The following is a 16,268-nucleotide window of genomic DNA, read 5'->3' as shown; positions in this document are numbered from 1 at the left end:
CATGGGGTACGAGCGTTCGTCAATCGACGGTGATAGGTCGAACAGGACCGTCGCGCTCGCCGCCACGTTCGGCCGGATGATCACCTCGGGCGAACTGCCGAGCGGCGAGACCCTCCCCACCGAAAAGGAAATCCAGTCCCGGCACGGCGTGTCGCGCACCGTCGTGCGCGAGGCGGTCCGTCACCTCGCCGCCAAGGGGCTGGTCAGCGTCGGCCCGAAGGTCGGTACAAGGGTGCGCCCGCGCATCGCCTGGAACATGCTCGACGTCGACGTCATGGCCTGGCACCTGATGGCGCCGGTCCGCCGGCCCTTCATCGAGGCGCTCTACGAGATGCGGCTGATCAACGAGCCGAGCGCTGCGAAGCTCGCCTCGCAGCGGATCGACGAGGCGCAGGGTCGGCGGCTGACCGCCGCGCTCGCCGGCATGCGGGACAATCCCCGCGGCTCGCCGGAGCTGATCGTCGCCGATCTCGACTTCCATCGCATCGTCCTCGAGGCGACCGGCAATCCGCTTCTGATCTCGCTCGGTTCGCTGATCGAGCGCAGCCTGTCGATCTCCTTCTCGCTGTCCTGGCGGCAGAACCCCCAGGACGAGACCGTGCGCCAGCATGAGCGGGTGATGCAGGCGATCCTCGGCGGCGACGGCGAGGCGGCCGAACTGTTCATGCGAAGGCTCATCGAGAGCGCCTTCGACGACGTCATTCACGCCCTCTACGCCAATGGCGAGGGCGAAACGCGATCCGCCGGCATTGGGGCCGGTCGGGGGAGTAGCGAGCCGCGCCCGTCGGGCGAGGCTTGACATTCGAGGGGCGCCGGTAAGCGCCCGAACGGTCAGGGAGGAGACGTGACCATGAAGATGAGGACAATACTGGCCGGGCTTGCCGCCACGGTCGTGGCGCTTTCGAGCCCGCTCGCGGCGAGCGCCCAGGACAAGGGCACCATCGGCATCGCCATGCCGACCAAGTCGTCGGCCCGCTGGATTGCCGACGGCGACAACATGGTCAAGCAGTTCGAGGCGGCCGGCTACGGCGCCAATCTGCAATATGCCGAGGACGACATCCCGAACCAGGTCAACCAGGTCGAGAACATGATCACCACAGGCGTCAAGGCGCTGGTGATCGCCGCGATCGACGGCACGACCCTGTCGAACACCCTCGCCAACGCCGCCGCCGCCGGCATTCCGGTCATCGCCTATGACCGGCTGATCCGCGACAGCGGCGATGTCGACTACTACGCGACCTTCGACAACTTCCAGGTCGGCGTGCAGCAGGCGGAGTCGCTGGTCGACGGGCTGAAGGAACGCTTCCCCGACCAGGACAGCTGGAACGTCGAACTGTTCGGCGGCTCTCCGGACGACAACAACGCCTACTTCTTCTACAATGGAGCGATGAGCGTGCTGCAGCCGCTGATCGACGAGGGCAAGATCAAGATCCCCTCTGGCCAGATGGGCATGGACAAGGTCGGCACGCTGCGCTGGGACGGCTCGGTCGCCCAGGCCCGCATGGATAACCTTCTGTCCGCCAACTACACCGGCGACCAGAAGGTCAATGGCGTCCTGTCGCCCTATGACGGCCTGTCGATCGGCATCATCTCCTCGCTGAAGGGCGTCGGCTACGGCTCCGGCGACCTCGACATGCCGATCATCACCGGCCAGGACGCCGAGGTCCCCTCGGTCAAGGCGATCCTGCGCGGCGACCAGTATTCGACGATCTTCAAGGACACCCGCGAACTCGCCAAGGTGACCGTCCAGATGGTCGACGCGGTGCTGCAGGAGAAGGAACCGGAGGTCAACGACACCAAGACCTACGACAACGGCGTCAAGGTCGTGCCGTCCTATCTGCTCAAGCCGGTTCTGGTCACCAAGGACAACTGGGAGAAGGTCCTGGTCGAGAGCGGCTACTACAAGGAAGACCAGATCAAGTGATCTGCGCCCTCCCGCCGGCGGTGGGAGAAACCGACCCGCGCGGCGTGCCGGCTATCCGCCGGCGCGCCGTACCGACGGGGCAGGCCCCGTCGGAGATGGCAATCTTTCCGTTCCGGCGCCGCCCCGCGGCCGCTTCGACGCTCCGAGACGATCCGTCATGACCACCATTCTCGAAATGCAGGGCATCACCAAGACCTTTCCGGGGGTGATGGCGCTCGACAGCGTCAATCTGAAGGTCGAGGAGGGCGAGATCCACGCCCTCGTCGGCGAGAACGGCGCCGGCAAGTCGACCCTGATGAAGGTCCTCTCCGGGGTCTATCCGCACGGCTCCTACGAGGGGATCATCGAATTTCGGGGCGAGGAATGCCGCTTTTCCGGCATCGCCGACAGCGAGAAGCGCGGCATCATCATCATCCACCAGGAGCTGGCGCTGGTGCCGCTTCTGTCGATCGCCGAGAACATCTTCCTCGGCAACGAGCGGGCCAATGGCGGCATCATCGACTGGCACGAGACGTTTTCGCGCACCCGCGCGCTGCTCGCCAAGGTGGGCTTGAAGGAATCGCCGCAGACGCGCGTCACCGATCTCGGCCTCGGCAAGCAGCAGCTCGTCGAGATCGCCAAGGCGCTGTCGAAGGAGGTCAAGCTGCTGATCCTCGACGAGCCGACATCGAGCCTCAACGAGACCGATTCCGAAGCGCTGCTGAAGCTGCTCCTCGAATTCAAGGCGGCAGGCATCTCGTCAATCCTGATCTCCCACAAGCTGAACGAGATCTCCAAGGTCGCCGACACCATCACCGTGCTGCGCGACGGCGCGGCCGTCTCGACCCTCGACGCCGGCGGCAGCCATGTGAGCGAGGCGGACATCATCCGCGACATGGTCGGCCGCAGCCTCACCGACCGCTTCCCGCCACGCGAACCGAAGATCGGCGAGACGATCTTCGAGGTGTCGCACTGGACCGCCCACCATCCTCAGCACGCCGAGCGCAAGATCGTCGACGACGTCAGCTTCCATGTCAGGGCAGGGGAGGTGGTCGGCATCGCCGGGCTGATGGGCGCCGGGCGCACCGAGCTCGCCATGAGCCTGTTCGGCAAGTCCTACGGCGTCGGCATCTCCGGCGAGGTGAAGATGCACGGGCGCAAGGTTGATGTCTCGACCGTGCAGCGGGCGATCTCGGCCGGCATCTGCTACGCCACCGAGGACCGCAAGACCTACGGCCTCGTCCTCGACGACACCATCCGCCGCAACATCCCGCTCGCTCATCTCGACGGCATCGCCAACGGCATCGTCGTCGACGAGCACCGCGAACTCGACGTCGCCCGGGACTATCGCGAGAAGATCCGCATCAAGTGCTCCTCGACAGCGCAGGAGGTGGTCAACCTTTCCGGCGGCAACCAGCAGAAGGTGGTGCTGGCGAAATGGCTGTTCGCCGGCCCCGAGGTGCTGATCCTCGACGAGCCCACCCGGGGCATCGATGTCGGCGCGAAATACGAGATCTACGCGATCATCGCCGAGCTCGCTCGGAGCGGCAAGGCGATCGTCGTGATCTCGTCGGAGATGCCCGAGCTGCTCGGCGTCACCGACCGAATCTACGTGATGAACGAAGGCCGCTTCGTCGGCGAAATGCCGACCGGCGAAGCTTCACAGGAGAAGATCATGTCGCTGATCATCCGCTCCGGCCACAGGAACTGAGGATTAAACGATGTCTGAAGAGGCCATCCATCAGCCGCAGGTGGCAAAGCCCGGTCTCGGCGGTGCGGCCGCCGCTTCCGGCGGCTTCATCCGCAAGCACATGCGCGAATACGGCATCCTGCTGGCGCTGATCGTCATCATGGCGTTCTTCCAGATCGTCACCAACGGCATCCTTCTGAAGCCGATCAACCTGACCAACCTCATCCTCCAGAACAGCTACGTGATCATCATGGCGCTGGGGATGCTGCTGGTCATCGTCTCCGGCCATATCGACCTGTCGGTCGGCTCGGTGCTCGGCTTCGTCGGCGCGCTGGCGGCGGTGATGATCGTCCAGTGGGACATGAACTACATTCTCGCGGGAGTCATCTGCCTCGCCGTTGGCGCGATGATCGGCGCGATCCAGGGCTACTGGATCGCCTACTGGAAGATCCCGTCCTTCATCGTGACGCTCGCCGGCATGCTGGTCTTCAAGGGGCTGTCCCTCTGGGTTCTGGAGGGCCAGTCCGTCGGCCCGTTCCCGCGCGGCTTCCAGCTGATCGCCTCGGGCTTCCTGCCGGACGTCTTCGGCATCAAGGGCTTCAACCTCCTGTCGATGCTGCTCGGCCTCGCCGTCGTCGCGGTGATGCTGTTCTTCGGCCTCAGATCGCGCTTCCGCAACCGCGCCTCCAGCCATGACGACGAGCCGGCGCTGTTCTTCTTCGGCCGCAACTTCATCCTCGCCGCGGCGATCGTCTACATCACCTGGGCGCTGTCAACCTTCCGGGGCTTTCCGAACGTCCTCGTGGTGATGGCCCTGCTCATCGCCGTCTATTCCTTCATCACCACACGCACGACCATCGGCCGGCGCATCTACGCCGTCGGCGGCAACGAAAAGGCGACGCGGCTGTCGGGCATCAACACCGAGCGGCTGGTGTTCCTGACCTTCGCCAATATGGGCATGCTGGCGGCGCTCGCCGGCCTAGTCTTCGCCGCCCGCCTCAATACCGCGACGCCGAAGGCCGGCCTCGGCTTCGAGCTCGACGTTATTGCCGCCGTCTTCATCGGCGGCGCGTCGATGGCCGGCGGCGTCGGCACGATCGTCGGCGCGGTGATCGGCGCTTTCATCATGGGCGTGATGAACAACGGCATGTCGATCCTCGGCATCGGCATCGACTACCAGCAGGTGATCAAGGGTCTCGTCCTCCTCGTCGCCGTCATTTTCGACGTCTACAACAAGAACCGGGCGTGAGGACCAAAGGCATGGCACCCGTCAAGCTCGGCCTCGTCGGCATCGGCAAGATCGCCCGCGACCAGCATCTGCCGTCGCTGTCCCGCTCGGCCGACTTCGACCTCGTCGCGGCGGCGAGCCGCAATGCCGGGGTGGAGGGCGTCGCGAGCTTTGCTTCGACGGGCGAGATGCTTGATGCGATGCCGGAGATCGAAGCCGTCTCCCTCTGCATGCCGCCGCAGGCCCGGCACCGGGTGGCTGCCGAGGCGCTGGCCAGGGGCAGGCACGTGATGCTGGAAAAGCCGCCCGGCGCAACGCTGTCAGAGGTCGAGCATCTGGCGGGACTGGCAGCGTCGAACGGCGTCTCGCTGTTTGCCACCTGGCATTCGCGCCATGCCCCGGGTGTCGAACCGGCGCGGGACTGGCTGGCCGGCAAGCGCATCCGCAAGATGACGGTGACCTGGAAGGAGGACGTGCGTCACTGGCATCCGGGACAGGACTGGATCTTCGAGGCCGGTGGTCTCGGCGTCTTCGACCCGGGGATCAACGCGCTGTCGATCGTCACGAAGATCCTGCCTTTCCCGATCTGGCTGACGGACGCCTCGCTGACCTTCCCGGAAAACCGCCAGGCGCCGATCGCCGCCGACCTCGTTTTCGCCGGCCCCGAGGATGTCTCGGTCGAAGCGACGTTCGACTTCCGCCAGATCGGTCCGCAGACCTGGGACATCATCGTCGAGACCGACCAGGGCGTCCTCAAGCTGTCGATGGGCGGCGCGGTGCTCCGGATCGACGGCGAGGAACAGGCGATGCCGCCCGAAGCCGAATATGACGGCCTCTATGCCCGCTTCGCCGCGCTGATCGCGGCAGGCGGCTCCGAGGTCGATCTGGCGCCGCTCCGCCATGTCGCCGATGCCTTCCTGCTCGGCAGGCGGCAGGTCACCGAGCCGTTCTTCTTCGATCCGCCGGCTGGCGCGTGAGTCTTCCGCCCGCCTGGTCTTGAGGCTACGAAGGCATCAGCTGCAGCACGGAAATCCTGACGATGAGCCAAAACGCACTCTCGCGCCGTCCCTGGCCGAAACTGAAGCGCGACCTCGTCGCCATCCTGCGCGGCCTCGTGCCGGACGACTGCGAGGCCATCGTCTCGGCGCTGATCGAGGCGGGGTTCGAGGCGATCGAGATCCCGCTGAATTCGCCCAACGCCTTCCGCTCCATCGAGATCGCGGCGCTCCTGTCACCCGACGACGTGTTGATCGGCGCCGGCACCGTTCTCGATGTCGCCTCGGTGGACCGTCTTGCCGATGTCGGCGGGGAACTGCTGGTGAGCCCGAATGTCGATGCGGCGGTGCTCGCCCGGGCCCATGCCCAGAGCCTCGTCACCATGCCCGGCGTCTTCACCGCCACCGAGGCGCTGCAGGCGGCCGCCCTCGGCGCGACGGCGCTGAAGTTCTTTCCGGCGAGCGTGCTCGGGCCCTCTGGGATCAAAGCGATCTGCGCCGTGCTGCCGCCGGACCTGCCCGTCGGGGCGGTGGGCGGCGTCTCCGAGCGGGATTTTTCAGCCTATGGCGAGGCGGGGATCCGCCACTTCGGCCTCGGCTCGTCGCTGTTCAGGCCGGGCGACGATGCCGCGACGGTGAAAGCCCGGGCCGAAAAGGCCGTCGCCGCCTGGGACGGAATGTTCGGCGGCTGAGCCGGTCTGGCGCCGGCCCGGACGATGTTTAGGCGTCCGGCACCATTGCGGGGGGTAGCGACCGGCGTCAGCCGCGGTCGTCTTCGTCCTCTTCCGGCTCCTCGCGGCGCATCGAGGAGAGCTTGGCGAAGACCGCAGCCTCGTCGATCTCGTCCTCTTCGCTGGCGCTGGAGGAGGACGCCGGCGCCCAGTTCTGGGTCTGCGCGGCCGACAGAAGGCGCTCTTCCTCGGCGAGTTCCTCGGGCTTCGGCATGCCGCGCGTCGCCTTCTCAACCTCGAGGTCGAGGTCGATCTGCGAGCAGAGGCCGAGGGTCACCGGGTCCATCGGCTGGAGATTGGCCGAGTTCCAGTGGGTGCGCTCGCGGATCTGCTCGATGGTGTTCTTGGTCGTGCCGACGAGGCGCGAGATCTGCGCGTCCTTCATCTCCGGATGGTTGCGCACCAGCCAGAGGATGGCGTTCGGCCGGTCCTGTCGCTTGGAGACGGGCGTGTAGCGCGGGCCCTTGCGCTTTGATTCCGGCACGCGGACCTTCGGCGGCGCGAGCTTCAGCCGGTGCTTCTCGTCCTTCTCGCCGCGCTCGATCTCGTCGCGGGAGAGCTGGCCGGTCATGATCGGATCGAGGCCCTTGATGCCCTGCGCCGATTCGCCGTCGGCGATCGCCTTCACCTCGAGCGGATGCAGCGTGCAGAAGTCGGCGATCTGCTCGAAGGAAAGCGAGGTGTTGTCGACGAGCCAGACGGCAGTCGCCTTGGGCATCAACAATTGCTGGGCCATGAATAAAATCCTCCTGTTCGCCTGCCCCTCTCGGGGAGGCCGTGGATCATCGCAGGATGTCCGGGAATTGCGGTCGATATAAATCGTCCGGCCGGCGAGCGCAAGGAAAAGCCGGCTCTACCCTGAGACGAACGCGGTGGTTTCCTCGCCGTTGCGAGCGGAGCCTCTGCCGAGGAGGTCGGCCGGTCCGCAGCGCCGAATGCGGCGCCGCGGTGCAAAACGCAACGGGCTCCGGGGCTCAGCCTTCGCCGCGGCCCGTCACCAGCACGATCTTGCCGATATGGTCATCGTCCATGTGCCGGTGCGCGTCGGCCGCCTGGTCGAGCGGGTAGGTCCTGTCGATCAGCGGCTTGACCTTACCGTTCTCGACCAGCGGCAGGACTTTTGCGGAGAGCTCGTCGGCGATCGTCTTCTTGAAGGCGACCGGCCGGTTGCGCAGCGTCGAGCCGGTGAGCGTCAGGCGCTTGCGCATGATGGTGAAAAGGTTGAATTCGGCCTTGGCGCCCCGCTGCACGGCGATCTGGACGATCCGCCCGTCCTCTGCCGCGACGTCGACATTGCGGGCCCCATAGTCGCCGCCGATCATGTCGAGCGTCAGGTCGATGCCGCGGCCGCCGGTCGCCTCCTTCAGCGCCGCGACGAAATCCGCCTCCTTGTAGTTGATGCAGGCGTCGGCGCCGAGCTTTTCCGCGGCACGGCACTTGTCGTCGCTGCCGGCCGTTGCGAAAGCCCGCGCGCCGAAAGCGCTGGCGAGCTGGATCGCCGTGGTGCCGATACCCGAGGTGCCGCCATGGACGAGGAAGTTCTCGCCGGCTGTCAGGCCGCCGCGCTGGAAAACGTTGTGCCAGACGGTAAAGAAGGTCTCGGGAAAGCCCGCCGCCTCGACGAGGCTCAGCGCCCGCGGCACCATCACGGCATTGTCCTCGTGGACGGTGACGAAGTCGGCGTAGCCGCCGCCCGCGACGAGCGCCATGACCCGGTCGCCGACAGAGAACTGCGTCGCACCTTCGCCGAGCGCCGCCACCGTGCCCGCGACTTCGAGGCCCGGCCATTCCGGCGCGCCGGGCGGCGGTGGATAGAGGCCCTGGCGCTGCATTACGTCAGGCCGGTTCACGCCGGCGGCGGCCACCTCGATCAGGATCTCGGCCGGGCCCGGCTGCGGCACCGGCCGCGAGGCGATCCGCAGCGCCTCCGGCCCGCCGGGCGATGCGATCTCCACCACGCGCATATCCGTTTCCGCCACCATGCCACTCCCCGTCCTTGACGAATCATCTGGTCCAGTTCCGGGACCACCGTGGCAAAGGTAGAGGGAATCTTGCGATGGAAACCTCCCGTTAAGATCCGGGTAAGGTTTCTTGTGTATCAATGAATTCAGTCCAGTTCGCTGGATAGACGGCGCGGCTCTCCGTACCGTTTGACGCCTCCCTGTTGAAACTCCTGAGAGCCGCTCACACCGGCTCTTTTTTTTGCCCCTAGTCAGCCTTTCGCGCTATTAACCGAGGTTAAGAAAAAGCAACCGGCCCGGCTTGCTTTGGCGGCGAAGTCGCCGCACTTTGCCATCGGCGACGGCGCTACGAGCTTGCGTTCGTTGTGATTCTTCGGACAGGCAGTCAGGAGTTGGTGCTCGACGATGGTTACCCAGACGACAGATTCCCGTGACGAGGACCGGACCGTCAAGCTCGCCGAGCACCTGGCTTTCTCCCGTTCGTTTCAGCCGCTGTTCAACGAGGGAATGGCGATGGTCGACGAGACCGCGGCCTATCTCGACGGCGAGGGGCGGGGAGAGGCCAAGCGGCTGACCCGCTCGGGCGCGACGCTCTATGCCGCCGAATCGATGCGCCTCACCACCCGGCTGATGCAGGTCGCCTCGTGGCTGCTGTTGCAGCGCGCCGCCAACCAGGGCGACATGTCGCGCAGCCAGGTTGAGGCCGAGAAGGTGAAGGTGAGGCTCGAAGGCCTCGGCACCGCCAAGGACTCGCCGCAATATCTGGATCTGCCCGAGCGTTTCCGCGACCTCGTCGAGCGGGCGATCAAGCTCGAGCGGCGCATCGCCATGCTCGACCGCGAGATCTACGGCTCGGCGACCGTCCCCGAGGAGTCCACCGAGACCAAGAACCCGGTCGGCCAGCAGATCGACCTGTTGAAGACCGCCTTCCACGGCTGACGTGAGAAGACCGCCGGGGCGGGCTCATCGTCCCCTGGCGATCGCCAGAAGCCTCGCGACGTCGACGACCTCTTCCAGCGCAGCGGCGATCTCGTCGAGCGCCGCATCGACCGACCGGGCATAGACGGTTCCCCCTCCTGAAATCCCGAAACGCTCCAGGAACGACCGGCGAAACACGTCGGCGCCGAAGAGGCCGTGGAGATAGGTGCCTGACACGCGCCCGTCCGGCGAGGTCGCTCCGTCCGGCTCGCCGTCTAGCAACGCCACCGGGCGCGCGCAGTCCGGCCCGCCCGTCCTGCCGAGATGGATCTCGTAGCCTTCGAGAGGCAGCCCGGCCGGCGTCTCGGCCCGGCTCGGCCGGACGGTCTTTTGCGGCGCCATGACGGTCTCGACGTCGAGCAGGCCGAGGCCCGCCGCCTCGCGCTCCTCGCCCTCGATGCCGAGCGGATCGCGGACGACGCGCCCGAGCATCTGGTAGCCGCCGCAAAGCCCGACGACATGGCCGCCGCGGGCGACATGGGCCGCGATGTCGCGGTCCCAGCCGTTCTGTCGCAGGACGCCGAGATCGCCGATCGTCGACTTCGAACCGGGAAGGACGATCAATCCGGCGGCCGCGGGAATGCTCTCGCCCGGCCTGACGAAGACGACCGCCACCTCCGGCTCCGACTTCAACGGATCGAGATCGTCGAAATTGGCGATCCGGCCGATGATCGGCACCGCGACCGTGAGCTTCGCCGGCTTTGACCCGGGCAAAACGGGCCGCTCCAGCGCGACGGAATCCTCCGCCGGCAGTCGCGACGCGGCCGCAAGATGCGGCACGACACCGAGGCTTTCCCAGCCGGTGAAGCGGGTGATCGCCTCCAGCCCGTCGTCGAACAGCGAGACATCGCCGCGGAAGCGGTTGATCAGATAGCCGGCGACCATCGCCCGGTCGCCCTCCGGCAGGATCGCATGGGTGCCGACGATCGAGGCGATGACGCCGCCGCGATCGATGTCGCCGACGAGGATCACCGGCACGTGGGCGGCCGTCGCAAAGCCCATATTGGCGATGTCGTTGCGGCGCAGATTGATCTCGGCGGCCGAGCCGGCGCCTTCGACGACGATGATGTCGGCCCCGTTCGACAGCCGCTCGAAGCTCTCAAGTACGGTATCGAGAAACCGCGCCTTCAGCGCCTGGTATTCGCGCCCCTTGGCGGCCCCTGCCACCCGGCCGGACAGGACGATCTGGCTGCCGGTGTCGGACTGCGGCTTCAAGAGCACCGGGTTCATGTCGGTGGTGGGGGCAACGCGGCAGGCCAGCGCCTGCAGCCACTGGGCCCTGCCGATCTCGCCGTATTCGCCGGTGCCGGGGATCGCCGCGACGGCGGCATTGTTCGACATGTTCTGCGGCTTGAAGGGCCGCACCTTGAGGCCGCGATTGGCCATCAGCCGGCAGAGCCCGGCGGCAAGCACCGACTTGCCGACGTCCGAGCCGGTGCCCTGCAGCATGATCGCCGGCTTTCGCGCCATCGTCCGTCCCCGCGTCTCGACCCGTACGGTCTACTGCCAGAGCAGCTTGATGGCGAGGGCGAGGCAGACGACGACGAGCAGCGGGCGGATGAACTTCGCGCCGAAGCGCATCGCCGTCATCGCGCCGAGCCGCGCGCCGATAAACTGCGCGACGCCCATGGCGAGGCCGATCTTCCAGATCACCGAGCCGGCAAGGGCGAACACCGCGAAGCCGCCGAGGTTGGAGGCAAAATTGAGGAGCTTGGTGTGGGCCGTCGCCTTGAGGACGCCGTATCCAGCCAGCGCCACGAAGGCGAGCATGAAGAACGACCCGGTTCCGGGGCCGAACAGGCCGTCATAGGCGCCGATCAGCGGCACCAGGGTGAAGGCGAAGACCGCCGGCGAGATGCGCCGTTCGGCATCGGTGTCGGAAAGGCCCGGCTTGAAGGCGAAGAACAGCGCGACGGCGATTAGAAGGAAGGGCAGGCCGTTTTCGAGGATCGCCGTCGGCAGGATGCGGGCGGCGAGCGCGCCGAGCGCGGCGCCGAGGAAGGAGAGGACCGCCACCGGCGCCTGCTCCTTCAGGTTCATATGTCCCTTGGCCGCATAGGCAATCGTCGCCGAGCCGGAGCCGAAGAGCGACTGCACCTTGTTGGTGCCGAGCGCGGTCAGCGGGTCGACGCCGGCAAGAAGCAAGGCAGGGATGGTGATCAGCCCGCCGCCGCCCGCAACGGCGTCGACATAGCCGGCGACGAAGGCCGCGGCGACGAGAAAGAGAACGATGTCGAGGGTCATGGGCCGTCTGCGAGAGGAGAAACGCTGGCGCTCTACGCGATTTGTTCGGAGCGGAACAGCCTCCTTCGGCGGGGCCGTTGCGATGCCGGTGTTTCGGCTGCACCCTCAGCTAAAGGTAAGTGAAGAATATATTTTCTGGTTTTCATGCGGCTACGTGAAATTAATTCCTTCGTGTCATGGCTGGGGGCTAGGATCGACGTATCGAGGCGAGCGATGAAGCCCAGGGAACTTGTCGACTGGTTCGGGCTGCGCGAGGCCGCGCCGGAACTCGTACTGGCCCAGTTTGCGGAATTGCATCGACAGGTCCCGCTTCTTTACGCTCTGCTTGCCGTCAACTCGCTCGCCGTGGCCTATACCCATCACGGCTTCGCACCGTTCTGGATGACGGTCCTCGTTCCCTCCGCACTCGTCGCCGCGTCGCTGGTGCGGCTCGGCGTCTGGATCGTCCGCCGGCACAAGGTCTGGGACGCCACTGCGGCGCGCGCCGAACTGCGCAAGACCCATCTCCTCGCCGCGCTGCTTTCGATCGGCTATGTCAGCTGGGCGCTGTCGCTCAATTCCTATGGCGGGCCGGACGAACACGCCCATGTGGCGATCTTCATCGCGATCACCGTCATCGGCTGCATTCTCTGCCTCACCAACCTTCCGCAGGCGGCGCTCTCGGTCACGGTCGTCGTCACCACGCCCTATCTGATCTACTACCTCTGGACCGGCAATCTGGTGTTCAAGGCCGTCGGCCTGAACATGCTGCTGGTCACCGCGGTGATGATCCAGGTGATGCTCAACAACTTCGCCGGTTTCAGACAGCTGGTGACCTCCAAGGGGATCACCGAACGTCTCAGCCGGGACAATCTGCGCATGGCCCATACGGACGCGCTGACCGGCCTGCCGAACCGGCGCTCCTTCTTCGACGGGCTGAACGAGCGCTTCGACGAGGCCGTGAAGAGCGCTTCGCCGCTTGCCCTCGGCGTCATCGATCTCGACCATTTCAAGCCGGTCAACGACACCTACGGCCATGTGGTGGGCGACCGGTTGCTGGAGGCGGTGGCCGAGCGGCTGCGCGAGGTCTCCGGTCCCAATCTCCTGATGGCGCGCCTCGGCGGCGACGAATTCGCCTTCCTCGTCGACTGCGACACCGGCGAGGCCCTCGATCTTGCCAGGCGAACCTGCGCGCTGATGGCCGAGCCCTTCCGGATCGACAATCTGACACTGGTGATCGGCGCCTCCTGCGGTATCGCCAGCCTGACCGAAGGCGTGGTCGATCCGCATGCGATGTTCGACCGGGCCGACTACGTCCTCTACACGTCGAAAGCCTCGAATCGCGGCGGCGTCACCGTCTATTCGGCGGACCACGAGACCAAGATCATGTCCGCCAAGGCGCTGGAGGCGACGTTGCGCGCGGCCGATCTCGACGCCGAGATGCATCTCAGCCTGCAGCCGATCGTCAATGGCAGGCACGGCACCGTCGCCGCGGTCGAGGCGCTGGCGCGATGGACGAGCCCGATCCTCGGCAACGTGCCGCCTGACAGCTTCATCGCCGTCGCCGAGCGCTCGGGCCTGATGCACGATCTCACCCTCGTCCTGTTGAAGAAGGCACTGGGGATCGCCGCGCGGCTGCCCGGCGAGATCAAGCTCTCCTTCAATCTTTCGGCCCACGACATCACCAGCCCGCCGACGATGCTGGCCATCGTCGCCATGGTGCAGCGCTCCGGCGTCGACGCGACGCGCCTGATCTTCGAGGTGACCGAGACCGCAGTGATCCGCGACTTCAACGCCGCCGAGCATTCGATCCGGCTCTTGCGCTCGCTGGGCTGCCATGTCGCGCTTGACGATTTCGGCACCGGCTATTCGAGCCTCAGCCATCTTCACCGCCTGCCGATCGACCGGGTGAAGATCGATCGCAGCTTCATGCCGGGCTGCAACAGCGAGACGGGGCGCAATCTGCTTCGCTCGGTGCGCGCCCTCTGCACCTCGATGGAGATCGTCTGCATTGCGGAAGGGGTGGAGACCGACTCCCAGGTCTCGATCCTCCGCCAGCTCGGATACGAGTTCTTCCAGGGCTACCACTACGCAAGGCCGATGCCTTTCGAAGCGCTGGAAGAATGGCTGGCCGCGCGGGAGGCGGCCGCCGAAACACGTCTGGCCTCAGGGCCGACCAGGGCTCAGACTGCCGCCGCCTGGCCGGATTGTGCCGGGTCCACGGAACGCCAGAGCGAAGCATGATCCCCGAGATCACCCCACGCCGGGCCGCACGACATGGCGGAAGGCCCTGTCGGCGACGAGCCGTTTGACCCGGCCGCCAATCCCCTCTACGCGATAGTCGTCAAGACGACGGTGCCCCTCTCGAAGGGGCTGAAAGCAATTCCGGTGCGGCCGACCCAAGCAGGGGGCCTAGACGGAGCTGTCGGATCGATTCGCCGGTCCCGCAGAGGCGGGGCAGCGGATCCTCCGGCGTCGTGAACGGACGCAGGGCACCCGCCGCGCGTCTTTGTTTGGACGCATGATGTCTGGCGGAGGGCCGGCGGCCCTTCGGCATCGTGCTGATGGAGGATCGGAATGAAAGCCTTGATGCTGTGCGGCCATGGCAGCCGTGACGAGGGCGCGGTGCGCGAATTTGCCGGGCTTGCCGACAAGCTGAAGAGCCGGCTGCCGGACTGGAACACCGACTACGGCTATCTGGAATTCGCAACGCCGATCATCCGGGATGGCCTCGACCGGCTTCGCGAGAGCGGCGCCCGCGAGATCATGGCGCTGCCGGGCATGTTGTTTGCCGCCGGCCACGCCAAGAACGACATCCCCTCGGTGCTGAACACCTACGCCGCCGCCAATGGCGTGACGATCACCTATGGCCGCGAGCTCGGCATCGACCTGAAGATGCTGCGCGCCGCCGGCGAACGGATCAAGGAATGCCTGATCGCCGATGGCTGGCGCGAGGGCGAGCCGCTGCACGACACGATGCTGGTGGTCGTCGGCCGCGGCGCCTCCGACCCGGACGCCAATTCCAATGTGGCCAAGGTCATGCGGATGCTCTGGGAAGGGCTCGGCTTCGGCTGGGGCGAGACCTGCTATTCCGGCGTCACCTTTCCGCTCGTCGGGCCGGGCCTCGGCCATGCCGCGCGGCTCGGCTACAAGCGGATCGTCGTCTTTCCCTATTTCCTCTTCACCGGCATCCTGGTGCGCCGGATCTACGACGAGACCGACAAGGTCGCCGCCGCCAACCCTCAGATCAAGTTCCTCAAGGCCGGCTATCTCGGCGACCACGACCTCGTGGTGGAAACCTTCGTCGATCGCCTCAACGAGATCCTCGAAGGCACCAACAACATGAACTGCCAGCTCTGCAAGTATCGCGAGAAGGTGCTGGGCTTCGAGGCCGAGGTGGGGCTCGCCCAGGAGAGTCATCACCACCATGTCGAGGGGATCGGCACCGGGCCGGCGGAGCATGGCCATGATGGCGGGCATGCCCATCATCACCACGATCACGACCATGATGGTCATCACCACGACCACGGCCATCACCACCACGGCGATGGCGGCAACGGCCATGATCATGCCCATGATCACGGGCATTCCCATGCTCATGGCCATGCAAATGCCCATCACCACCATCCCTATCCGCATGCCGACCATCCTCTCGGCCCGCGGTCGATGCGCTAGATTGCATCGCGACAGGATGACAGCGGCGCCCCGGCGCCAGGAGACGAGACGACCGCATGCCTCTTTTCGACCGCTACGCGATCATCGACTGGTCGGCCGCCAACACGCCGACCACCGGCAAGGATTCGATCTGGATCGCCCTTGCCGAGCGCGACGGCGGCGGAGTTCGTCTCACCGAGACGTCGAACCCGCCGACCCGCTCGGCGGCCATGGCCCGGCTGCGCCAGTTCCTGCGCGACGCCCTCGCCGAGGACAAGACGGTGTTCTGCGGCTTCGACTTCCCCTTCGGCTATCCGAAGGGCGGTGCGGCCGCCGTCTCCGGCGAAGGCGGCTGGCAGGCGCTCTGGGCCTATTTCGCCGAGGCGCTGCAGGACCGCGACGACAACTTCTCCAACCGCTTCGAGGTGACCGGACGGCTCAATCGCGAGCGTCTCGCCTTCGCCCCGATGTATTGGGGCCGGCCGATGCACCAGGAAGTGCCGGGCCTGTCTGTCACCAAGCCCGATCCCTATCCGACGGCGCTGCCGGAAAAGCGCCTCGGCGAAGCTCGTACCGGCAAGGCGCAGCCGGTCTGGAAGCTGAATTTCACCGGCTCGGTCGGCAGCCAGGCGATCACCGGCATCGCCCGCCTCCAGCAGCTGCGCAGCGATCCCGAATTTGCCGGCAAGATCGCCGTCTGGCCGTTCGAGACGCGGTTCGCCGAGGCGATCGCCGCACCGGTCGTGCTGGCGGAGATCTATCCGGGCCTCGTCGATATCGAGAAGGGCGAAAAGTCCTGCCTCGACGAGGCGCAGGTCGAGACGCTCGCCGAGCTCTTCGCCCGGCTCGATGCCGCCGACCGGTTCGGTCCGCTGCTCGACGTTCCGCGCGACCTTGCGGAGGAC

Annotated in this window: 13 protein-coding genes; 9 read left to right on the top strand and 4 right to left on the bottom strand. The window is 66.3% G+C overall.

What is annotated here, in order from left to right; all coding sequences use genetic code 11:
• Position 1 precedes the first annotated feature (1 nt).
• The 6 genes from E3C22_RS06440 (at position 2) to E3C22_RS06415 (ending at position 6,508) form a co-directional block, all read left to right on the top strand.
• Positions 2 to 799, top strand: a complete 798-nt coding sequence (locus tag E3C22_RS06440) for a FadR/GntR family transcriptional regulator (protein ID WP_134761186.1) — start codon at positions 2 to 4, stop codon at positions 797 to 799.
• Between the two features lie 57 nt (positions 800 to 856).
• Positions 857 to 1,924: a multiple monosaccharide ABC transporter substrate-binding protein gene (gene chvE, locus E3C22_RS06435; protein ID WP_206026927.1), complete on the top strand. Its 1,068-nt coding sequence runs from the start codon at positions 857 to 859 to the stop codon at positions 1,922 to 1,924.
• Between the two features lie 157 nt (positions 1,925 to 2,081).
• Entirely contained in the window at positions 2,082 to 3,614 is a 1,533-nt protein-coding gene (gene mmsA / locus E3C22_RS06430) for a multiple monosaccharide ABC transporter ATP-binding protein (RefSeq protein ID WP_134761185.1), read from the top strand.
• Between the two features lie 10 nt (positions 3,615 to 3,624).
• Complete coding sequence (gene mmsB / locus E3C22_RS06425; RefSeq protein ID WP_134761184.1) at positions 3,625 to 4,842, top strand: multiple monosaccharide ABC transporter permease; 1,218 nt, start codon at positions 3,625 to 3,627, stop codon at positions 4,840 to 4,842.
• An 11-nt stretch (positions 4,843 to 4,853) separates the two neighbouring features.
• Positions 4,854 to 5,798: a Gfo/Idh/MocA family protein gene (locus E3C22_RS06420; protein WP_134761183.1), complete on the top strand. Its 945-nt coding sequence runs from the start codon at positions 4,854 to 4,856 to the stop codon at positions 5,796 to 5,798.
• Between the two features lie 62 nt (positions 5,799 to 5,860).
• Positions 5,861 to 6,508, top strand: coding sequence for a 2-dehydro-3-deoxy-6-phosphogalactonate aldolase (locus tag E3C22_RS06415; RefSeq protein ID WP_134761182.1), 648 nt, complete (start codon positions 5,861 to 5,863; stop codon positions 6,506 to 6,508).
• A gap of 67 nt (positions 6,509 to 6,575) precedes the next feature.
• Here the strand turns inward: E3C22_RS06415 and E3C22_RS06410 are convergent, their stop codons facing one another.
• Positions 6,576 to 7,283 carry a DUF1013 domain-containing protein gene (locus E3C22_RS06410; RefSeq protein ID WP_134761181.1) on the bottom strand — a complete coding sequence of 236 codons (708 nt, stop codon included), beginning with the start codon at positions 7,281 to 7,283 and terminating at the stop codon, positions 6,576 to 6,578.
• A gap of 238 nt (positions 7,284 to 7,521) precedes the next feature.
• Positions 7,522 to 8,529, bottom strand: a complete 1,008-nt coding sequence (locus E3C22_RS06405) for an NAD(P)H-quinone oxidoreductase (protein ID WP_134761180.1) — start codon at positions 8,527 to 8,529, stop codon at positions 7,522 to 7,524.
• Between the two features lie 384 nt (positions 8,530 to 8,913).
• On the opposite strand from E3C22_RS06405, the gene rcdA reads away from it, so the two are divergent.
• Complete coding sequence (gene rcdA / locus E3C22_RS06400; RefSeq protein ID WP_134761179.1) at positions 8,914 to 9,447, top strand: protease adaptor protein RcdA; 534 nt, start codon at positions 8,914 to 8,916, stop codon at positions 9,445 to 9,447.
• A 24-nt stretch (positions 9,448 to 9,471) separates the two neighbouring features.
• On the opposite strand, the gene E3C22_RS06395 is transcribed toward rcdA, so the two are convergent.
• Positions 9,472 to 10,956, bottom strand: a complete 1,485-nt coding sequence (locus E3C22_RS06395; protein ID WP_134761178.1) for a cobyric acid synthase — start codon at positions 10,954 to 10,956, stop codon at positions 9,472 to 9,474.
• A gap of 30 nt (positions 10,957 to 10,986) precedes the next feature.
• A complete protein-coding gene (locus E3C22_RS06390; protein ID WP_134761177.1) occupies positions 10,987 to 11,730 on the bottom strand; it encodes a TSUP family transporter in 744 nt (247 codons plus the stop codon).
• A gap of 213 nt (positions 11,731 to 11,943) precedes the next feature.
• On the opposite strand from E3C22_RS06390, the gene E3C22_RS06385 reads away from it, so the two are divergent.
• Together E3C22_RS06385 and E3C22_RS06380 are read left to right on the top strand one after the other, a co-directional pair.
• Positions 11,944 to 13,953, top strand: a complete 2,010-nt coding sequence (locus E3C22_RS06385; RefSeq protein ID WP_167591667.1) for a putative bifunctional diguanylate cyclase/phosphodiesterase — start codon at positions 11,944 to 11,946, stop codon at positions 13,951 to 13,953.
• Between the two features lie 333 nt (positions 13,954 to 14,286).
• Positions 14,287 to 15,384: a sirohydrochlorin chelatase gene (locus E3C22_RS06380; RefSeq protein WP_134761175.1), complete on the top strand. Its 1,098-nt coding sequence runs from the start codon at positions 14,287 to 14,289 to the stop codon at positions 15,382 to 15,384.
• The last annotated feature ends 884 nt before the right edge of the window (positions 15,385 to 16,268 follow it).

The sequence above is a fragment of the Jiella endophytica genome (genome assembly GCF_004519335.1).
Lineage (GTDB): Bacteria > Pseudomonadota > Alphaproteobacteria > Rhizobiales > Rhizobiaceae > Jiella > Jiella endophytica.
This window is presented reverse-complemented; position numbering and strand designations above follow the sequence as displayed.

What these genes read in the sequence shown, in the direction of transcription:
- E3C22_RS06380 (WP_134761175.1), top strand. Translation starts at nt 14,287, where the DNA reads ATGAAAGCCTTGATGCTGTGCGGCCATGGCAGCCGTGACGAGGGCGCG.
- E3C22_RS06415 (WP_134761182.1), top strand. Translation starts at nt 5,861, where the DNA reads ATGAGCCAAAACGCACTCTCGCGCCGTCCCTGGCCGAAACTGAAGCGC.
- chvE (WP_206026927.1), top strand. Translation starts at nt 857, where the DNA reads ATGAGGACAATACTGGCCGGGCTTGCCGCCACGGTCGTGGCGCTTTCG.
- E3C22_RS06405 (WP_134761180.1), bottom strand. Translation starts at nt 8,529, where the DNA reads ATGGTGGCGGAAACGGATATGCGCGTGGTGGAGATCGCATCGCCCGGC.
- E3C22_RS06440 (WP_134761186.1), top strand. Translation starts at nt 2, where the DNA reads ATGGGGTACGAGCGTTCGTCAATCGACGGTGATAGGTCGAACAGGACC.
- E3C22_RS06385 (WP_167591667.1), top strand. Translation starts at nt 11,944, where the DNA reads ATGAAGCCCAGGGAACTTGTCGACTGGTTCGGGCTGCGCGAGGCCGCG.
- rcdA (WP_134761179.1), top strand. Translation starts at nt 8,914, where the DNA reads ATGGTTACCCAGACGACAGATTCCCGTGACGAGGACCGGACCGTCAAG.
- mmsA (WP_134761185.1), top strand. Translation starts at nt 2,082, where the DNA reads ATGACCACCATTCTCGAAATGCAGGGCATCACCAAGACCTTTCCGGGG.
- E3C22_RS06390 (WP_134761177.1), bottom strand. Translation starts at nt 11,730, where the DNA reads ATGACCCTCGACATCGTTCTCTTTCTCGTCGCCGCGGCCTTCGTCGCC.
- mmsB (WP_134761184.1), top strand. Translation starts at nt 3,625, where the DNA reads ATGTCTGAAGAGGCCATCCATCAGCCGCAGGTGGCAAAGCCCGGTCTC.
- E3C22_RS06420 (WP_134761183.1), top strand. Translation starts at nt 4,854, where the DNA reads ATGGCACCCGTCAAGCTCGGCCTCGTCGGCATCGGCAAGATCGCCCGC.
- E3C22_RS06395 (WP_134761178.1), bottom strand. Translation starts at nt 10,956, where the DNA reads ATGGCGCGAAAGCCGGCGATCATGCTGCAGGGCACCGGCTCGGACGTC.
- E3C22_RS06410 (WP_134761181.1), bottom strand. Translation starts at nt 7,283, where the DNA reads ATGGCCCAGCAATTGTTGATGCCCAAGGCGACTGCCGTCTGGCTCGTC.